This window comes from Aeromicrobium massiliense JC14 (assembly GCF_000312105.1).
Lineage (GTDB): Bacteria > Actinomycetota > Actinomycetes > Propionibacteriales > Nocardioidaceae > Aeromicrobium > Aeromicrobium massiliense.
Genome location: NZ_HE978638.1, coordinates 240,386 through 259,083, shown reverse-complemented (window position 1 = coordinate 259,083; position 18,698 = coordinate 240,386). Strand labels below are relative to the sequence as shown.

The 18,698-nt window shown below is 73.4% G+C and carries 14 protein-coding genes; 5 read left to right on the top strand and 9 right to left on the bottom strand.

What is annotated here, in order from left to right:
- Positions 1 to 25 precede the first annotated feature (25 nt).
- From HGAM_RS13975 to HGAM_RS13950, 6 genes are all read right to left on the bottom strand, one after another.
- Positions 26 to 2,317: a ComEC/Rec2 family competence protein gene (locus HGAM_RS13975; RefSeq protein ID WP_019146122.1), complete on the bottom strand. Its 2,292-nt coding sequence runs from the start codon at positions 2,315 to 2,317 to the stop codon at positions 26 to 28.
- A gap of 5 nt (positions 2,318 to 2,322) precedes the next feature.
- Positions 2,323 to 3,111, bottom strand: coding sequence for a ComEA family DNA-binding protein (locus tag HGAM_RS19490; RefSeq protein WP_019146121.1), 789 nt, complete (start codon positions 3,109 to 3,111; stop codon positions 2,323 to 2,325).
- Positions 3,112 to 3,204: 93 nt separating this feature from the next.
- Complete coding sequence (locus HGAM_RS13965) at positions 3,205 to 4,044, bottom strand: DegV family protein (protein ID WP_019146120.1); 840 nt, start codon at positions 4,042 to 4,044, stop codon at positions 3,205 to 3,207.
- The gene (leuS, locus tag HGAM_RS13960) at positions 4,044 to 6,812 is read right to left on the bottom strand and encodes a leucine--tRNA ligase (RefSeq protein WP_019146119.1); all 2,769 of its coding nucleotides are present in this window, start codon (positions 6,810 to 6,812) and stop codon (positions 4,044 to 4,046) included. Before leuS ends, HGAM_RS13965 begins: the two co-directional genes overlap by 1 nt.
- Positions 6,813 to 6,822: 10 nt before the next feature.
- Positions 6,823 to 7,101: a hypothetical protein gene (locus HGAM_RS13955; RefSeq protein WP_019146118.1), complete on the bottom strand. Its 279-nt coding sequence runs from the start codon at positions 7,099 to 7,101 to the stop codon at positions 6,823 to 6,825.
- Positions 7,102 to 7,110: 9 nt separating this feature from the next.
- Positions 7,111 to 8,811 carry a sodium:solute symporter family protein gene (locus HGAM_RS13950; RefSeq protein ID WP_019146117.1) on the bottom strand — a complete coding sequence of 567 codons (1,701 nt, stop codon included), beginning with the start codon at positions 8,809 to 8,811 and terminating at the stop codon, positions 7,111 to 7,113.
- A gap of 123 nt (positions 8,812 to 8,934) precedes the next feature.
- Here HGAM_RS13950 and HGAM_RS13945 point away from each other — a divergent pair, with 123 nt between their 5' ends.
- Together HGAM_RS13945 and HGAM_RS13935 are read left to right on the top strand one after the other, a co-directional pair.
- Positions 8,935 to 9,963 carry a M4 family metallopeptidase gene (locus HGAM_RS13945; protein ID WP_019146116.1) on the top strand — a complete coding sequence of 343 codons (1,029 nt, stop codon included), beginning with the start codon at positions 8,935 to 8,937 and terminating at the stop codon, positions 9,961 to 9,963.
- 76 nt (positions 9,964 to 10,039) lie between these two features.
- Entirely contained in the window at positions 10,040 to 10,324 is a 285-nt protein-coding gene (locus tag HGAM_RS13935) for a protealysin inhibitor emfourin (RefSeq protein WP_019146115.1), read from the top strand.
- A 1-nt stretch (position 10,325) separates the two neighbouring features.
- Here the strand turns inward: HGAM_RS13935 and HGAM_RS13930 are convergent, their stop codons facing one another.
- Positions 10,326 to 11,006 (bottom strand): potassium channel family protein, encoded by a 681-nt coding sequence (locus HGAM_RS13930; RefSeq protein ID WP_038951840.1) that lies wholly within the window; start codon positions 11,004 to 11,006, stop codon positions 10,326 to 10,328.
- On the bottom strand, positions 10,999 to 12,345 hold the full coding sequence (locus HGAM_RS13925) for a TrkH family potassium uptake protein (protein ID WP_019146113.1): 1,347 nt from the start codon (positions 12,343 to 12,345) through the stop codon (positions 10,999 to 11,001). The genes HGAM_RS13930 and HGAM_RS13925 overlap by 8 nt, the downstream gene beginning before the upstream one ends.
- Positions 12,346 to 12,417: 72 nt before the next feature.
- On the opposite strand from HGAM_RS13925, the gene HGAM_RS19485 reads away from it, so the two are divergent.
- Together HGAM_RS19485 and HGAM_RS13915 are read left to right on the top strand one after the other, a co-directional pair.
- Positions 12,418 to 13,518, top strand: a complete 1,101-nt coding sequence (locus tag HGAM_RS19485) for a glycosyltransferase (RefSeq protein WP_147543760.1) — start codon at positions 12,418 to 12,420, stop codon at positions 13,516 to 13,518.
- Entirely contained in the window at positions 13,515 to 14,465 is a 951-nt protein-coding gene (locus HGAM_RS13915; RefSeq protein WP_019146111.1) for an SGNH hydrolase domain-containing protein, read from the top strand. The genes HGAM_RS19485 and HGAM_RS13915 overlap by 4 nt, the downstream gene beginning before the upstream one ends.
- Position 14,466: 1 nt before the next feature.
- Here the strand turns inward: HGAM_RS13915 and HGAM_RS13910 are convergent, their stop codons facing one another.
- Positions 14,467 to 16,473, bottom strand: coding sequence for a CDP-glycerol glycerophosphotransferase family protein (locus HGAM_RS13910; protein ID WP_019146110.1), 2,007 nt, complete (start codon positions 16,471 to 16,473; stop codon positions 14,467 to 14,469).
- Positions 16,474 to 16,571: 98 nt separating this feature from the next.
- On the opposite strand from HGAM_RS13910, the gene HGAM_RS19480 reads away from it, so the two are divergent.
- A complete protein-coding gene (locus tag HGAM_RS19480) occupies positions 16,572 to 18,620 on the top strand; it encodes an acyltransferase family protein (protein WP_019146109.1) in 2,049 nt (682 codons plus the stop codon).
- Positions 18,621 to 18,698: the final 78 nt, after the last annotated feature.

Sequence of the window (18,698 nt, the reverse complement as noted above, 5' to 3'; positions counted from 1 at the left end):
GCCGCCGACGGGGACGGCCGTCCGGTCAGCGGGTGACGACCGCGAGCCGTCCGTCGCGCAGGACGACGGCCAGGTCACCGTCGCGGTCGGTGCGGAAGGCGCTCGTGCCGACGTCGCGCAGCAGGTCCAGGGCGGTGGCCGACGGGTGCCCGTACGAGTTGTCGCGGCCGGCGCTCACGGTGGCCAGCCGGGCCCCGACGGCCTCCACGAACCGGCGCGACTGCCGGGCGCTGCCGTGGTGCGGCATCTTCAGCACGTCAGCCGAGACGTCGGCCCCGGCGCGCAGCAGCGCGTCCTGCCCGGACGGCTCGACGTCGCCGGTGAGCAGCAGGACGACGCCGCGCACCTGCACCCGCAGCACCAGGCTCGCGTCGTTGACCGCCGAGCCCTCGCCGCCGTGCTCGTCGCGCGACGGGTCGGTCACGCGGGCGCCGGGCCCGACGGGGCCCACCACCTCCACCCGGGCCGCGCCGACCACCAACCGGTCGCCGGCCGCGACCTGCCGCACCGGCTCGTCGCCCGCCCCACGCCCGCCACCCGGGCCGACGACCACCGGCCCGGCCGCCCGGCCCTCGAGGACGCCGGGCAGCCCGTCGACGTGGTCGGCGTGCGCGTGCGTGAGCACGACGGCGGCGACCCGGCGCACGCCCAGACGGTCGAGGCACGCGTCGGCCGCGGTGGGGTCGGGGCCGGCGTCCACGACCAGGGCCGCACCGCCCACGTCGACCACCGTCGCGTCGCCCTGCCCGACGTCGCACGCCACCATCAGCCAGCCGCGCGGCGGCCAGCCGGGCTGCGGCGGGCGCACCAGCACCACGACGAGACCCAGGCAGAGCCCGACCGCGAGCGCGGGACGACGCGCCGCCCGGTGCAGGCCGACCGCGAGGACGACGCACAGCAGCGCGAGCACCCACCACGGCGCTCCCCACTCGACGCTGGCGCCCGGCAGGCCCGCCGACCAGCGACCGACGGACGCGATCCAGTGCCCGCACCACCCGGCGAGCCACCCGGGCAGCACCGCCCACGGCCCGGGCAGCAGGGCGAGCAGGCCGGCGCCGAGCCCGAGCACCGTGGCGGGTGCGACGGCGGGTGCCGCGAGCAGGTTGGCCAGCACGGCGACCAGCGACACCTCGCCGCTGAGCACCGCGACGGCCGGGGTGCAGGCCAGCTGCGCGGCCAGCGGCACCGCCAGCGCCACCGCGGCCCAGCGCGGCATCCAGCGTCCGAGCGCGTCGGCGAACGGCGGGACGAGGAGCAGGATGCCGGCGGTGGCGCTCACCGACAGGACGAACCCCGGACGCAGCGCGAGCCACGGGTCGACCAGCAGGAGCACCACCACCGCCCAGGCCAGAGCGCGTGTGCCGCCGCGCGAGCCGAGGCCGGCCGCGGCGATCCCGACCAGTCCCATGGCAGCGGCCCGCACGACGCTCGGCTCGGCGCGCGCCAGCAGCACGAACCCGACGACCGCGGCGACCCCGACGACCCAGGTCCAGCGCGGTGGCACGCCGCCGACCCGGGCGAGGGCGAGCAGGCAGGCCAGGACGATGGTCAGGTTCGTCCCGGACACGGCCAGCAGGTGGGTCAGCCCGCTGCGACGGAAGTCCTCGCGCAGCTCGTCGGTGAGGCCGCGCTCGTCGCCGTCGACGAGCGCCGGGACCAACGCCCGCCCGTCCGGGTGGCCCTGGGCCGCCGCTCGGGCGACGCCGTCACGGACGTCCTGGGCCCCGCCCCACCACCACGGCGGCGTCTGGACCGGGCCGAGCCGCAGCAGGCGCGCGGTTGCGACCTCGGGCCCGCGGTCGGCCGGCGCGAGCGAGAGGCGTGCCGTGAGCCGCTGACCGACGACGAGCGCGGCAGCCGACTCGTCGCCGAACGCCGTCACGAGAGCCCGCGTCGTCACCGTGCCGTGCCGGGTCGTGATCCGCTCGACCCGCAGGCTGACCACCACGCCGGTGCGCCCGGCCCGCACGAACGTGCGCGGGTCGCTGCGCACCTGCGCCTCCACCGAGGCGACCGCCCCGTCGGCCGCGAGGTCCGGGACGGGGCCGTGCTCGTTGAGCGCGAGCCGCCACGCGCACCCGGCAGCCACGCCGGCGACGACCGCCGCGACCAGCGCGAGCCCTGGGCGGCGCCGCAGCAGGGCCACCAGCAGCACCGCCAGCCCGCCCATCGCCACCGCGAGCCCGGTCACCGAGCCGGCTCCGAGCACCACGGCGGCGACCGCCCAGGCGGCGGCCGCGGCCGGCACCATGCGCAGGTCGTGGCGGTGGACCGCCCGCCGCAGCCACGCTCGGGCCCGGACGAGCGCCGCCGGCACGCGCGTCAGCCCGCGGAGACGAGGTCGCGCAGCTCGGCGAGCGTCGCCTCGCCGATGCCCTTGACGTCCAACAGGTCGTCGACCGACGTGAACGACCCGTGCTCCTCGCGCCACGACAGGATCGCCTGGGCGGTCACCGGCCCGACGCCGGGCAGCGTGTCGAGCTGCTCGAGCGTGGCGGTGTTGAGGTCGACGACGGCACCCGGAGCCGGCGCCGCCCCGGGCACGCCGCCCGGCGCTGGAGCGACCGGCACCGCGGCGGCCTCGACCCCGACGAGCACCTGCTCGCCGTCGACGAGCTTGCGGGCCAGGTTCAGGCTCGTGGTGTCCGGACGGCCACGGACCCCACCCGCGGCCTCGATGGCGTCGACGACGCGTGACCCGGCCGGGAGCTCGACGATGCCCGGCCGCCGCACCTTGCCGGCCACGTCGACGACGAGCGGCTGGCCGGCCTCCGTGCCGCCGGCTCCCGGGGTCGCCGCCGACGCTGCCGGCTCGGGCGACGCGCTCGCCGGTGTCTCGACCGTCACCGGCACGGCGTGCTCGGAGGGACGTCCGGCGAGCACCCACCAGACCGTCACCACGGCGGCGGCGGTCAGCACGACCCCGACGACCCGCACGTGCGCACCGGAGAGGCGCAGGCGCGGCGGGGCGGACGGCTCCTCCGGCACCGCCGGGGTCACGGCGGCTCGTTCGGGCGGCACACGCCGGGCCTGCGCCTGCTCGAACTCCGCGGTCAGGCGCGCGAGGCGGCGGCGCGCCACCTCGGCCCGGGTCTCCTGGTCGTCCCACACCCTCGCGACGCTAGGCGCGTCCGGCGCCGCCCCGTCAGGCCCGCGCACCCGCCTGTGGACGGCCCGCGAGGCGGTCGGCGCGGTGGACGCGGGTCAGTACGGGGTGATGGAGATGCCGAGCAGCCCGGGCCCCACATGGGCGCCGAGCACGGGGCTCACCTCGGTGACCAGCAGGTCGTCGCGGCCGAGCTCGCGGCGCAGGCGCTCCACCACGGCGAGCGCCTGCTCCCCCGCGGCCAGGTGCTGCACGCCGACGTCGCAGCCGCCTGCGCACGCACGGGCCGCCTCGACGGCCAGCGCCTCGAGCCGGGCGATCGCGCGCGAGGCGGTGCGCACCTTCTCCAGCGGCCGCACCTCCCCCTCGGCGATGGTCAGCAGCGGCTTGACCGCCAGCGCCGTGCCCAGCAGCGCGGACGCCGCGCCGATGCGTCCGCCACGACGCAGGTGCTCGAGCGTGTCGACGTACAGCAGCGACGTGGACGCACGTCCGGCCTGCTCGGCTGCGGCGGCCACCTCCTCGGCGCTCACTCCCGCATCACGGGCCCTGGCCGCGGCTAGGACGCTGAACGCCACCGCCATGCCCACCTGCGTGGAGTCCACGACGTGCACCGGCACCGGGGCCTCGCGGGCGGCGAGCAGCGCCGCGTCGTAGGTGCCCGAGACCCCCGAGCTCAGGTGCACCGAGACCACCTCGTCGGCACCGGCCTCCGCGGCCTCGGCGTAGACGTCGGCGAACCGCTCCGGGCTGGGCCGCGACGTGCTCACCGGCACGCCGTGGCGCAGCGCGTCGGCCACCATCGCCGACGGGACGGTGCCGTCGAGGTGCGTCTCGGCGCCCACGACGACGTGCAGCGGCACGACGGTCGCCCCAGCCAGCTCGACCAGGCCACCGGGGAGGGTGGCCGTGGAGTCGGTGACGAGGGCGACGGTCATCAGACCACCACGTTGACGAGCTTCGGCGCCCGCACCACGACCTTGCGCACCTCACGGCCGTCGATGGCTCGCTGGACGTTCGCGTCGGCCATGGCCAGCGCCGTCAGCTCGTCCTCGGTCGCCGAGGGAGCCACCTCGAGCTTGGCCCGCACCTTGCCCTGCACCTGGACGACGCAGGTGACGGTCTCCTCGACCACCAGGGACGCGTCGAACGCCGGGTACGCCACGTGAGCCAGCGAGCCCTCGTGGCCCAGGCGGGTCCACAGCTCCTCGGCCACGTGCGGCGCCAGCGGGGCCAGCATCAGCACCAGCGGCTCCAGCACCTCGCGCGAGCGGACGCCCTCGCGGGTCAGGTGGTTGGTCAGCTCGATCAGCTTGGCCACCGCGGTGTTGAAGCGCATCGCGTCCATGTCGGCGCGGACGCCCTCGATGGTGCGGTGCAGCGTGCTGAGCGTCGCCGCGCCGGCCGGCTCGTCGGTGACCAGCGGGGCGCCGGTCTCCTCGTCGACGGCCAGGCGCCACACCCGCTGCAGGAAGCGCTGCGAGCCGACCACGGCGCGGGTCTCCCACGGACGCGAGACGTCCAGCGGGCCCATGCTCATCTCGTAGACGCGCAGGGTGTCGGCGCCGTACTCCTCGTACATGTCGTCGGGCGTGACGGAGTTCTTGAGGCTCTTGCCCATCTTCCCGTACTCGCGCCGGACCTCCTGGTCGCCCAGGAAGTACCCGCCGTCGCGCTCCTGGACGTCCGCCGCGGCCACGTAGGCGCCGCGCTCGTCCGTGTAGGCGTAGGCCTGGATGTAGCCCTGGTTGAACAGCCGGTGGAACGGCTCCTCGCTGCTCACGTGGCCCAGGTCGAACAGCACCTTGTGCCAGAAGCGGGCGTACAGCAGGTGCAGCACCGCGTGCTCGACGCCGCCCACGTACAGGTCGACGCCGCCGGTCTCGCCCTCGCCGCGCGGGCCGAGCCAGTACGCCTCGTTGGCCGGGTCGGTGACGACGGCGTCGTTGTGCGGGTCGGTGTAGCGCAGCTCGTACCAGCTCGAGCCGGCCCAGTTGGGCATCGTGTTCGTCTCGCGCCGGTACTTCTTCGGGCCGTCGCCGAGGTCGAGCTCGACGTGGACCCACTCCTGGACGCGGCCCAGCGGCGGCTCGGGCTCGCTGGTGACGTCGTCGGGCTCGAACGTGCGCGGGCTGTAGTCGGGCACCTCGGGCAGGTCGACCGGCAGCATCGACTCGGGCAGCGCGACCGGACGGTCGTGCTCGTCGTAGACGATCGGGAACGGCTCACCCCAGTAGCGCTGGCGGCTAAACAGCCAGTCGCGCAGGCGGTAGGTCGTGGTGCCGGTGCCGCGGCCCTTCTCCTCCAGCCAGGCGATGATGCGCGCCTTGGCCTCGGCGACGGCCAGGCCGTCCAGGCTGACCTCGTCGTTGGCGCTGTTGACCGCGACACCGTCGCCGGTGAACGGCAGGTCGCCCTCGCCGTCGACCACGCGCGGCGTCGGCAGGCCGAACACGGTGGCGAACTCGAAGTCGCGAGCGTCGTGCGCCGGGACGGCCATGATCGCGCCGGTGCCGTAGCCGGTCAGGACGTAGTCGGCCACGAACACCGGGACGGACTCGCCGCTGACCGGGTTGGTGGCGTAGGCGCCGGTGAACACGCCGGTCTTCTCGCGGTCCTCCTGGCGCTCGGCGTCGGTCTTGGCCGCGGCCTTGGCCCGGTAGGCGGCGACGGCCTCGGCGGGCGTCGCCGCGCCGCCGGTCCAGACGTCCTGCGTGCCCTCGGGCCACGCGGACGTCGTGATGCGCTCGACCAGCTCGTGCTCGGGCGCCAGGACGACGTACGTGGCGCCGAACAGCGTGTCGGGACGCGTGGTGAAGACCTCGACCGCGTCGCCGGTCGCCGACAGGTCGAAGCGCACCCGGGCGCCGTGCGAGCGGCCGATCCAGTTGCGCTGCATGATCTTGACCGGCTCGGGCCAGTCGACGCGCTCGAGGTCGTCGACCAGGCGGTCGGCGTAGGCGGTGATGCGCATGTTCCACTGCTTGAGGTTGCGCTTGAACACCGGGAAGTTGCCGCGCTCGGAGCGGCCGTCGGCGGTGACCTCCTCGTTGGCCAGCACGGTGCCCAGGCCCGGGCACCAGTTCACCGGGGCCTCGCTGACGTAGGCCAGACGGTGCTGGTCGATGACCGCGGGGTCGTCGGTGCCCAGCTTCTCGACCAGCTCGCTGATCGGCCGGGCCTTGCCCTGCTCGACGTCGTACCAGGACTCGAAGATCTGCAGGAAGATCCACTGCGTCCACTTCACGAACTCGGGGTCGATCGTGGCGAATGAGCGGCGCTTGTCGTGGGCCAGGCCCAGGCGGCGCAGCTGGCGCTGCATCGTGCCGATGTTCTCCAGCGTCGTCTCGCGCGGGTGCCGGCCGGTCTGGACGGCGTACTGCTCGGCGGGCAGGCCGAAGGCGTCGTAGCCCAGCGCGTGCAGCACGTTGTGGCCGGTCATGCGGCGGTAGCGCCCCACGACGTCCGTGGCGATGTAGCCCAGCGGGTGGCCGACGTGCAGGCCCGCACCCGAGGGGTACGGGAACATGTCCATGATGAAGAACTTGCCCGCCGGGAAGCGCTCGTCGCTGACGTCGCCGGCGAGGTCGCCGGTCGGGTTGGGCGCCTCGAAGGTGCCCTCGGCGTCCCAGCGGTCCTGCCAGCGCGACTCGATGTCGGCGGCGAGGGTGCTGTCGTAGCGGTACGAGTTCTCGGGGGTGCTCACCGCCGGAACTTTACCGGTCGTCCGTGGGCCTCCCCGCCGCCTCCCGCTCCTCGTCGGTGACCTCGCGGACGACGAGCGGACGCAGCCTGGCCCACGCCGCGAACGCCGCGGCGAACACGAGCAGGCCGAGGCCCGCCCACAGGTTGACGTTGAAGCCGTCGGCCGCCTCCAGCTCGGCGTCCGAGGTGTTCACCAGCCCCAGGATCGTGAGGATGACGCCGTACGTGCCCATGAGCGCGGCGACGATGTAGCGGACGTCGAAGGCGCCTGCGGTCTTGGTCTGTGCCATGGCGGGCTCCTAGCGGAAGAGGACGTTGAGGAAGATGACGATGACCAGCGCGATGCCGGCGAGCTTCGTCGGCGACTGGTACCAGGGGAGGCTCTTCTCGTCGGGGTCGGCGAAGTCCTCCTTCGGGGTGAGCGAGTAGACCAGCCCGCGCAGCTCGGACTCCTCGCGCGGCCGGGTCATGAGCGTCACGATCACGCTGACCACGATGTCGACGACGAACGCGGCGCCGGCGGCCACGAAGCTCGCGCCCTGGCCCGACAGCGGCAGCACGCCGACGCTCAGGCCGCCGAGCGTGCCGTCGCTGAGGATCGCGACGAGGACGGCGGCGAGCGTGCCCGAGACCAGGCCCACCCAGCCGGCGGTCGCGGTCATCCGCTTCCAGAACATGCCCAGGATGAACGTGGCGAACAGCGGCGCGTTGAAGAAGCCGAACAGCGTCTGCAGGTAGTCCATCAGGTTGTCGTAGCTGGACGCGATCACCGCGGTGCCGATGGCGATGACCGTCGCCCCGACGGTGGCGGCGCGACCGACGCCCAGGTAGTAGCCGTCCGGGCGGTCCTTCTTCACGTACTGCTGCCACAGGTCGTAGCTGAAGACGGTGTTGAACGCCGAGATGTTGGCCGCCATGCCGGCCATGAACGAGGCGAGCAGACCGGCGATGGCGACGCCGAGCATGCCGTTGGGCAGCAGGTCGCGCATGAGCAGCAGCAGCGCGTCGTTGTACGTCGCTCCCCCGGCGCCGGCCTCGTCGCCGCCCTTCAGCGCGGCGATCTCCGGCACGATGATCGCGGCGATCATGCCCGGGATGATGACGATGAACGGGATGAACATCTTCGGGAAGGCACCGATGATCGGGGCGCGACGGGCGGCCGAGGGCGAGTCGGACGCCATGGCCCGCTGCACCTCGACGAAGTTGGTCGTCCAGTAGCCGAACGAGAGCACGAAGCCGAGGCCGAAGACCAGGCCGATGACCGACAGCACCGGGTCCTGGATGCCGGTCAGGTCGGTGCCGGGCCACGACGAGAGCTGCTCGGGCCCGGGCTGGATCTTCTCCTTGACGCCCTCCCAGCCGCCGACCTTGTGCAGCGCGACGATCGTCAGCGGGAGCAGCGCGGCCACGATGACGAAGAACTGCAGCACCTCGTTGTAGATCGCCGCCGAGAGGCCACCGAGCGTGATGTACGACAGGACGACGACGGCCGCCACGATGAGCGAGACCCACAGCGGCCAGCCGAGCAGCCGCTCGACGATGGTGGCGAGCAGGAACAGGTTGATGCCGGCGATGAGCAGCTGCGCCACGGCGAAGCTGATCGCGTTGACCAGGTGGGCGCCGGTGCCGAAGCGGCGGCGCATGAACTCGGGCACCGAGCGCACGCCCGAGCCGTAGTAGAAGGGCATCATCACGATGCCGAGGAACAGCATCGCCGGGACGGCGCCGATCCAGAAGTAGTGGAAGGTCGCGGCACCGTACTGCGCGCCGTTGGCCGACATGCCCATCACCTCGACCGCGCCGAGGTTCGCCGAGACGAACGCCAGTCCGGTCACCCAGGCGGGCAGCGAGCGGCCCGACAGGAAGAAGTCGATGCTGGTCGACACCTGCCGCCGGGCGAGCACGCCGATGCCGAGCACGACGGCGAAGTACAGCGCCACGATGGTGTAGTCGAAGAAGTCGGCGTTCAGCCGGAACGCGTCGTCGGCCGCGAGGTGCACGGGCCTCCCCTTTCACGGCGCACCCCGTGTGCGCCCCTGGGACCGTAGACCCGGCGGTTGCCGTCCGCACCTCGAGCCGGTGTCGGCGCTCGGACGTACGCTCGTCGGCACGAAGGAGCCGCCATGACCCACGCGATCGTCCCGCCCTACCTGCTGGCCCGGCTGGCCGCCGACGAGCCCGGACGCTTCCCGGTCGCGGCCGAGGCCGCCCGCCGGGCCCTGCTCGACCGTCCCACGCGTCCGCGCCCGACGATGCTGCCGCGCCGCTCGCCCGCGCGGTCCGGCCTGCGCCGGGTCGTGAGCGACGCCGAGCACGGCACCGACCTGCCCGGCCGCCCCGTGCGCGCCGAGGGCGAGCCGCCCAGCGGCGACGTCGCCGCCGCCGAGGCGTACGACGGGCTGGGCGCCACGTACCGCCTCCTGGCCGACGCGTTCGGGCGTGACTCGCTCGACGACGCCGGGATGCCGCTGGCGGCCAGCGTCCACTACGGGCGCGGCTACGACAACGCGTACTGGGACGGCGAGCAGATGGTGTTCGGCGACGGCGACGGCGAGGTCTTCGGACGGTTCACCGCGTCGGTCTCGGTCATCGGCCACGAGCTGGCGCACGGCCTCGTCCAGCACACCGCCGGGCTCGTCTACGAGGGCGAGCCGGGCGCGCTGAACGAGTCCCTGGCCGACGTCGTCGGCGTCCTCGTCGAGCAGCACGCGGCCGGGCAGCGGGCCGACGAGGCCACCTGGCTGGTCGGCGCCGGCCTGTTCACCGACGCCGTGCAGGGCGTGGCGCTGCGCTCCATGGCGGCGCCCGGCACGGCTTACGACGACGACGTGCTGGGCCGCGACCCGCAGCCGGCGCACATGCGCGACTTCGTGCGCACCCGCGACGACCACGGCGGGGTGCACCTGAACTCCGGCATCCCGAACAAGGCGTTCCACCTGGCGGCCACGGCGCTCGGCGGCTTCGCCTGGCAGACGGCCGGACCGATCTGGTTCGCCGCGCTCACCGACCCCGCGCTGCCGTCCACGGCGACCTTCGCCCGGTTCGCCGGGGCCACCGTCCGGGCGGCGCGGGCGGTCGGCGACCGCGAGCGCGAGGCGGTCGAGGCGGCCTGGGCCGGCGTCGGCGTCGAGCCCGAGGAGGTGGGCCCGTGAGCGAGCGCAGCGAGCGCACCGTCCGACCCCTCACGGGCCGGCCTCCGTACCGTGCGATCTTCACGGAGGTCGGCCCGTGAACGAGCCCGTGCTGGTGGTGACGGTGGTGCGCACCGGCGGCCTGGCCGGACTGCGCCGCGAGTGGCGCGCCGAGGTCGACGAGACCGACGCGCCGTCGTGGTGGCCCCTGGTCGAGGCCTGCCCGTGGGACGCCGACCTCGACGCCGACGGGGTGCCCGACCGGTTCGTCTACGACGTCCGCGCCAACGAGCGCGAGGCGCGGCTGCCCGAGAGCCGGCTGCAGGGCCCGTGGTCCGAGCTGGCCGACGCCGTGCGGCGGCGCGCCGAGGGCGAGGCCTGACCTACAGGTCGGCGGTCATGGCGCAGAACTTCTCCACCTTGACCGTGGCGCCGGAGACGATGAGCTCGTCGCCGCGGTGCACGAGCGTGTCGGCCTGCGCGTAGGTGAAGTCCTGGCCGCGCGTCTTCACGCCGACCACGGTGATGCCGTACTTGGACCGCAGCACCGACTGGCCGAGCTCCTGGCCGCAGGCCTCGCGCGGGGCGCGGGTGCGCGCGATCGCGAAGCCGTCGTCGAACTCGATGAAGTCGGTCATGGTGCCCGACACCAGGTGGGCCACCCGCTCGCCCATCGACGTCTCGGGCCGCACCACGTGGGTGGCGCCGACCCGCTCGAGGATCATGGCGTGCTTGCCGCTGACCGCCTTGGCCCAGATCTCCTTGACGCCGAGCTCGGCCAGGCCGAGCACGGTCAGCACGCTGGCCTCGATGTCGCTGCCGATCCCGACGACCGCGCGGTGGAACTGCTCGGCGCCGATCTGCTGCAGCGCCTCGGTGTCGGTCGTGTCGGCGGCCACGACGTGGGTGAAGTCGCTGGCGTACTTCTGCGCGATGGCGGCGCTCTCGTCGACCGCCAGCACCTCGTGGCCGAGCCGCACGAGCGACTTGGCCACGGCGGATCCGAAGCGTCCCAGGCCGATGACGAGCACCGGCGCGGTGGGGGACGTGTCCTTGCTAGCCAATGATGGGTCGCTCCTCGGGCAGGGTGTAGCGGCGCACGCGGCTGCGGACGACGAACGCTGACGCCGCCGTAATGGTGCCCACTCGGCCGACGAACATCAAGACGATGAGCACGAGCTGGGCGTTCCAGGGCAGGTCGGGGGTGATGCCGGTGCTCAGCCCGACGGTCGCGAACGCCGACGTGCACTCGAAGAGCACCGCGCCGTAGCCCAGCCCGGTCATGGTCAGCACCAGCCACGTGGACGTGATCACCAGCATCACCGCGAGCAGCGCGATGGTGAGCGCCTGCCGGATCGTGGCGGCGCTGATCGAGCGGCGTCCCACGGTCACGTCGGGGTCGCCGCGCAGCTCGGCCATGATCACGTAGGCCAGCAGCAGGAACGTCGTGACCTTGATGCCGCCGGCGGTGCTGGCCGAGCCGCCGCCGATGAACATCATCACCGTCGCGACGTCGAGCGACTCCGGGCGCACGGCTCCCCAGTCGAAGCTGTTGAACCCGCCGGAGCGGGGCATGACGCCGGCCTCGACGCCGGTGATCACGCGGTGCCAGAACGGCAGCTGGCCCAGCGTGTCGTCGTTCGTCCACTCGACCGCCATGAACATCACCACGGCGACGACGAGCAGGCCCAGCGACCCCCAGACCGTCAGCCGGGTGTGGATCGTCCAGCGAGCCGGCGTGCGCCACCGGGTGCGCAGCTCCGCCAGCACCGGGAAGCCCATCGCGCCGACGAAGACCGCGATCGAGATCGGGATGATGATGAGGCCGTCGCCGGCGTACCCGACCAGGCTGTCGGACTCCAGCGCGAAGCCGGCGTTGTTGAACGCCATCACGGCGTAGAACAGCCCGTGCCACAGCGACTGGCCCCAGGTGTCGAAGTACTCCCCGCGCAGGCGCAGGGTCAGCACGATCCAGGTGACCAGCTGGAACAGCAGCATGGTGGCGACGATGCGGGCGAACAGGGGCCGGACCTCGCCGAGCGTGGGCACGTGGAAGTCGGCCTGCGCGACCAGCCGGGTGCGCAGCCCCAGACGTCCGCCGATGAAGACGCCGAGCAGCGTCGCCAGCGCCACGATGCCCAGGCCGCCGATCTCGACGAGCGCCAGGATGATGCCCTGCCCCACCGGGGTCCAGTAGGTCGCGGTGTCGACCGTGGCCAGCCCGGTCACCGTGACCGCGGACGTACTGGTGAAGAACGCCGCCATGAAGCTCGGGTTCTCCTGCCCCGTGCGCGCGAACGGCAGCAAAAGCAGGAGCGTGCCGACGAAGACGAGCACCAGGAAGGTCAACGGCAGGAGCCGGACCGGGTGCGCGACGGCGCGCGGCAGCGAGAGGCGGACCACGGGCAGCACGCTAACGCAGCGGGGGCGCCGGGACGCCGCCGAGCGCCGGGTGGCGCGCACTAGGGTGGCCGGGTGAGCAGGCCGACCCGAGTCCTCGTCATGACGATCGTCCACCACCCCGGCGACGCCCGGATCGCGCACCGCGAGATCCCCGCCCTGCTGCAGGACGGGATGTCGGTCACGTTCGCCGCCCCGTTCTCCGGCTACGGCGTCGAGCCACCGGCCGGCGTCACCGCCGTGGACGTCCGTCGGGCCCGGGGCCGCCGCCGCCTCGGTGCCGTCCGCGAGGCGCGCGCGACGCTGCGCCGCCTGGCCCCCGAGCACGACGTCGTCCTGCTGCACGACCCCGAGCTGCTCATCGCTGCGGCGGGCACCACCGGCGACACCCCGGTGATCTGGGACGTCCACGAGGACTTCCCGGGTGCGGTCGAGTCGCGCGACTGGATCCCCGGCCCGGTGCGGCCGGTCGTCCGGGCGGCGGCCAAGGCCGCCCAGGACTGGGCCGAGAAGCGGTTCACGATCCTGCTGGCCGAGGACGGCTACGTCCCGCTGTTCCACGAGCCGCACCCGGTCGTCCCCAACAGCACCCGGGTGCCCGAGCAGGTGCCGCCGCCGGCGTCGCGCCGGGTCGTGTACCTCGGCTCGGTCACCCAGTCGCGCGGCGTGCAGATGCTCGTCGACACCGCCCGCCTGCTGCAGGGCACCGCCACGGTCGACGTCTACGGCCCGGCCCACGACGGCACCGACGTGCTGCTCGAGCAGGCCCAAGCCGATGGCGCGCTGACCTGGCACGGCTTCACCCCGAACGACGTGGCGATGCGGGCGATCGAGGGCGCCGCGGTCGGCGTCTCGTTCGTCCGCGACGAGCCGAACTACCGGTTCAGCCGCCTGACCAAGCTGATGGAGTACCTGGCCCACGGGGTGCCGATCGTCACGACGCCGCTGCCCACCGCGAAGGCGCTCGTCGAGGACTCCGCCGGCGGCGTGCTCGTGCCGTTCGAGGACCCCGCCGCCGCGGCGGCCGCGATCACCGCCCTGCTGGACGACGACGAGCGGCGCCACGCGATGGCCGCCGCCGGGCACGCGTACGTCCAGGAGCACCACAACTGGAACCGCGACGCGCTCGACTTCGCCGGCCACGTCCGCCGCGCGGCGCAGGGTGGGGCGCGGTGACCGCTCGTCGTGGCGCCCGGCTGCTCGTCGCGGCCCTGGCGCTGACGCTCGTCGCGTCCTGCTCGGGCGGGGAGGGCGGCGACGAGGCCGAGCCCACCCGGCCCACCGACGGGTCCGGCTCGTCCCTGACGCCGAACCCGGCCCGGGCCGAGCAGGACCAGGTGCGCTACACCGACGGCCAGACCTGCCACCAGCGCAAGGGACGCTCGGAGGTGCTGGCCTGCGAGTTCGGCGACCGCGACGGCGGCGTGCACGTCGTGCTGGCCGGCGACTCCAAGACCGAGCAGTGGGTCGACGCCTTCGACGCGATCGGCGAGCAGCGCGGCTGGCGGATCACCTCGATCACCAAGTCCGCCTGCGCGTTCACGGCCGCGAGGCTGGGCAGCCGCGACGACGAGGTCAACCGGTCGTGCGAGGAGTGGAACACCAACGCGCGCCGGGCGATCGAGGCGCTCGCGCCCGACGCCGTCTTCACCGAGCTGTACAAGCTGCGGGTGCCCAAGGCCGGCCGCGACATCGACGGCGACGAGCAGCACGAGCTGATGGTGGAGGGGCTCCAGGACGCGTACGGCGAGCTGGCCGCCCGCGGCATCGGCACGATCCTGCTCGACGCCGGCCCGCGCTCGGACGAGGACGTGCCCGCGTGCGTCCTGGAGCACGGCGACGACACCGACGAGTGCGACATCACCGAGGACGAGTACGACGACCCGCAGCTGCGATTCCCGACGGCGTCCGCCGAGCAGGTCGTCGACGAGGTGGGCCGCGCCCGGCTCGTCACGATCAACGACGTCGTGTGCGGCGACGACGGGCCGCCGTGCCCGGTGGTCTCGGACGGCACGCTGCGGTTCCGCGACTCGCACCACTTCACGCGCACCTACACGCTGCAGCTCGCGGAGCCGCTCGGCGAGCGGGTCGCGACCGCGCTGACCGAGCTCGCCGCCGGCTGACCTACACGGCGGTGCGGCGCACCATCTCCTCGACCGCCCGTACGACGCGCGCGCCGTTCTCGCGGTCCTGGTGGGTGAAGACCGCCTTGACCCGGTCCTCGTAGAACTCCTCGCGCACGCAGCCGGACGCCAGGTAGCGACCGAGCGCGTCCAGCGTCTCGTCGACCGTGCGCACGACCGGGCCGAAGCCGTCGCGCTCGTGGTCGAACCACGACGGCGAGGCGTGGCCCTCGAGGTACTCGGCCTCGTCGAAGTGGGTGTAGAGCAGCGGCGTGCCGAGGTAGGCGATGTCGAAGTGCACCGAGGAGTAGTCGGTCAGGAACAGGTCGCAGCGGCGCATGAGCTCCTGGATGTACGGCGTGGCGCTGTCGACGAGCTCGACCCCCTCGACGACGTCCAGGCCCTCGAGCAGCCGGCCCATGTTGTAGTGCGGCAGGAACTGCAGCCGCGCGCCGTGGGTGCGCAGCAGGTCGGCGAGCCGCGGGTCGGCGAGCAGCTCGGTGACGAAGCGCTGGTAGGACGAGCCCTCGAACGACATCGCCGCGACGTCCTCGTCGCTGAACAGCTTGGGGACGAACGCGCGCCGCCACGTGGGCATGAACAGCACGACGGTGTCGTCCGTGCCGTCCTCCAGCCGGGTCAGCGCGTCGAACCGCGGCAGGCCGGTCTCGGCGATCTGGGTGTCGTAGCCCGACACCGCGCGCACCGCCTCGGACTCCCCCGGGCCGACGGTCAGGTACAGGTCGTACCCGCCCGTGCCGCGCTTGAGCATGTTGACCTTGTCGTTCACGCCGTGCTTGAGGTAGACCCGCCGCGCGCCGAGCCGCCAGGCCGCCTGCTTCAGGTACGCGCCGGGGTGCCACTGGCGCGGCAGCATGTGCTTGACCGAGTAGGCGTTCGCGAGCACCTCCGCGTGCAGGATCAGGAGGCGGTGCCGCCACGACGAGTGCACGAGCACCGGCCCGAGTGCCTCGACCTTGGCCCGCTGCTCGCTGCCGCCCTGGATGACGTAGTAGACCTGCGCGTCCGGCCGGGTGCGGCACAGGTGGGCGAAGAAGTGGTAGCCGTTGTCACGCGCGGTGTCCTCGCGCTCTCCGACCAACCAGACCGGCCGGCTCCCGACCAGCGGGCGGGTGAGCACGCGCGCCGCACGCACCCAGGTGAAGCGGCGCAGCCGCAGCAGCGAGGCGGCGTCCTGGCGCAGGTGGGCTGCGACCCAGCGCAGCCGGCGCAGCGCCGCGCCGTGCCGCACGGCGTGCACGAGCACCTGGTCGTCGTCGGCGTTGGGCGCGATCTCCAGGTCAAGGCCGGACGCCCGCATGCGCCGGGCGCTGGCCAGCAGGCCGGTGGTCGGCTCGAGGTCGACCTGACGGCCGGGGCGTCCCGGCGTCAGGTCGAGCACCAGGCGGTCGCGGCCGCTCAGCTGCTCGACGGGCACGTCGGCGACGTACGCCGACCACGCGACCGAGCCGTCGGCGGCGACGCGCTCGACGCAGGTGGTGGGCACGTGCGTCGTCCCGCGGCGGCCGACCAGGGCCAGCGCCACGGTGCGGTCGGCGTGCTCGGGCGTGGCCGAGCCTCCCCAGCGCCAGCGCAGGCCGATGCGCAGCGTGCGTCCGTCGTCGACGACGTCGGCCCACTCGGCCGCGGGCACCGCGCGGTAGTAGCCGGCGAGGCGGACGAGCTCGGCCGGGTGACCGGCGGCGAGCAGCGCGTCGACGTACGTGTCGTCGGACGGGTCGAGCCGCACCGGCAGGCCGGCGGGCGTGTCGAGACCGAGTCCGCGGACCCAGGCGATGGAGCGCTGCACGTGCCCGGCGGTGGTGGACGCCCGCCGCACGAAGACGACGGCCTCGGTCGTGACCGCGGCGACCGCGTCGCGCAGCGCCAGCGGGTCGTCGTCGGGGACGGTGACCGCCGTGACGTCCAGCCCCTCCGCCCGGAGGTCGTCGGGCAGGGTCTCGGAGGCGGCGGGTCCGAGCAGCAGCGTCAACGTCGGCGAGTCCACCGGGCCATCCTAGGAGCGTCGCCGCCCCCGTCGGACGAGGCTCCCCTGGAGTCCTTCGTTAGGCTGTCGTGGGCCCATCCCGACGACAGAGAGCACTGATGAGCAAGAGATTCCGCGGTGACATCGAAGGTCTGCGGGCCATCGCGGTCCTGACCGTCGTCCTGTACCACATCGACCTGTCCTGGCTCCCGGGCGGATTCGTCGGCGTCGACATCTTCTTCGTCATCTCCGGCTTCCTCATCACCGGGCTGCTGGTGCGCGAGGTCGAGCGCGACGGACGCGTCAGCCTGAGCCGGTTCTACGCGCGCCGGTTCAAGCGCCTGCTGCCCGCGTCGGCGACGGTCATCGTCGCCACCATGGTCGCCTCGTACCTGTTCCTGCCGGTGACCCGCTGGAAGGACACCGCGTTCGACGCGGTGGCCAGCGCCTTCTACGTCATCAACTGGCGCCTGGCCGACCGCGCGGTCGACTACTCGGCCGAGGACGACGCCGTCAGCCCGCTGCAACACTTCTGGTCGCTCGCGGTCGAGGAGCAGTTCTACATCGTCTGGCCGCTGCTCATCATCCTCCTCGCGGTGCTCGTGCGTCGCGGCCACCTTCAGATGCGCCCGGCCATGTTCGGCGGCCTGCTGCTCATCTTCGTGCCGTCGCTCGCCTACTCGGTCTACTGGACCCAGGAGTCGCCCGACACCGCCTACTTCATCACCACCACCCGCCTGTGGGAGCTGGCGCTCGGCGGCCTGGTCGCGATCGCCGTGCCGCTGCTCAACCGCATGCGTCCGGGCCTCGCCGCCGCTCTCACCTGGGCCGGCCTGGCCGGCATCGTCGCCTCGGTGCTGCTGCAGGACGACTCGATGCCGTGGCCGAGCTACTACGCGCTGCTGCCGATCGTCGCGTCCGCCGCCGTCATCGCCGGCGGCCCCGCGGCCGGTGCGCGCGGCGCGGGCTTCCTGCTCGACCGGTCCGTCATGCGCTGGTTCGGCGGCCTGTCGTACTCCCTGTACCTGTGGCACTGGCCGATGATCGTCATCTACGAGGCCTGGTCGCCCGGCGAGGAGTCCACCCTGGACCTGCTGCCCGTCGCGGTCGCGTCGATCGCGGCCGCCTGGGTGACGCACCACGTCATCGAGAACCCGGTCCGCTTCTCCAAGGTCATGGAGTCGACCCGCAACGCGCTCGTCGCCGGCCTCGCCCTGACCGTCGTCGGCGTCGTCGCCGGCTTCACGCTCAACGGCGCGATCGAGGCCGAGCAGGCGCCCGTGGCCAAGGACGCCAAGGGTGCCCAGGTGCTCGGCGAGAAGCCGCGCGGCAACCCGGCCGGCGACCCGGTCGACACCGTCAAGGCGTTCGCGCCCTCGCTCACCGAGGTCGAGGACGACAACGCCAACGAGGCCACCCGGTCCTGCGACCAGGACATCGAGGGCACCGACCCGGCGTCCTGCACCTTCGGCGACCCCGAGGGTGAGACGGTCGTGGCCATGATCGGCAACTCCAAGACCCGTCAGTGGATCCCGGTCATGGACGAGATCGGCAAGGCGCGCGGCTGGCGCATCGAGTCGTTCACCAAGTCCGCGTGCGAGTTCACCGCGGCGCCCACGCGCAACGGCAGCGATCCGCTCGACGACTACCCCGAGTGCGACGAGTGGAACCGCAACGTCGTCAAGACCGTCACCGACGAGCTCAAGCCCGACCGCGTCTTCACCGTGCTCGACACGCTCAAGATCGCCCAGGAGAGCGAGGACGTGCCGGCCGACGAGCTGCGCCGCACCCGCATCGAGGGCGTCCAGCAGTGGTGGCGCACGTTCACCGACGCCGGCATCGACGTCGCCGTGCTGACCGCCGGCCCGCGCCTGCAGCTCAACATCCCTGACTGCGTCGGCAGCAACGAGGACCACCTGACCCGCTGCGCGGTCGACCGCGACAAGGCCTACTCGACCGTGTGGACGGCCGAGGACGCCGAGGAGGCCGTGGACGGCGTCGAGGGCGTCGGCCTGGTCGACATGAACGGCTGGGTCTGCCCGGGCGACGAGTGCGCGCCGATCATCGGCGACGTGCTGGTCTACTACGACACCCACCACGTCACCGCGACCTACACCAAGACGATGCGCCCGTTCCTCGAGCCGCAGCTGGCGAAGGCCTGGAAGTGACGGACGGGTCCGCCCCGCGCGGCCGCTTCTCCGTCGTCGCCGCCGTCCACGACGTCGCGCCCTACCTGGACGACTTCC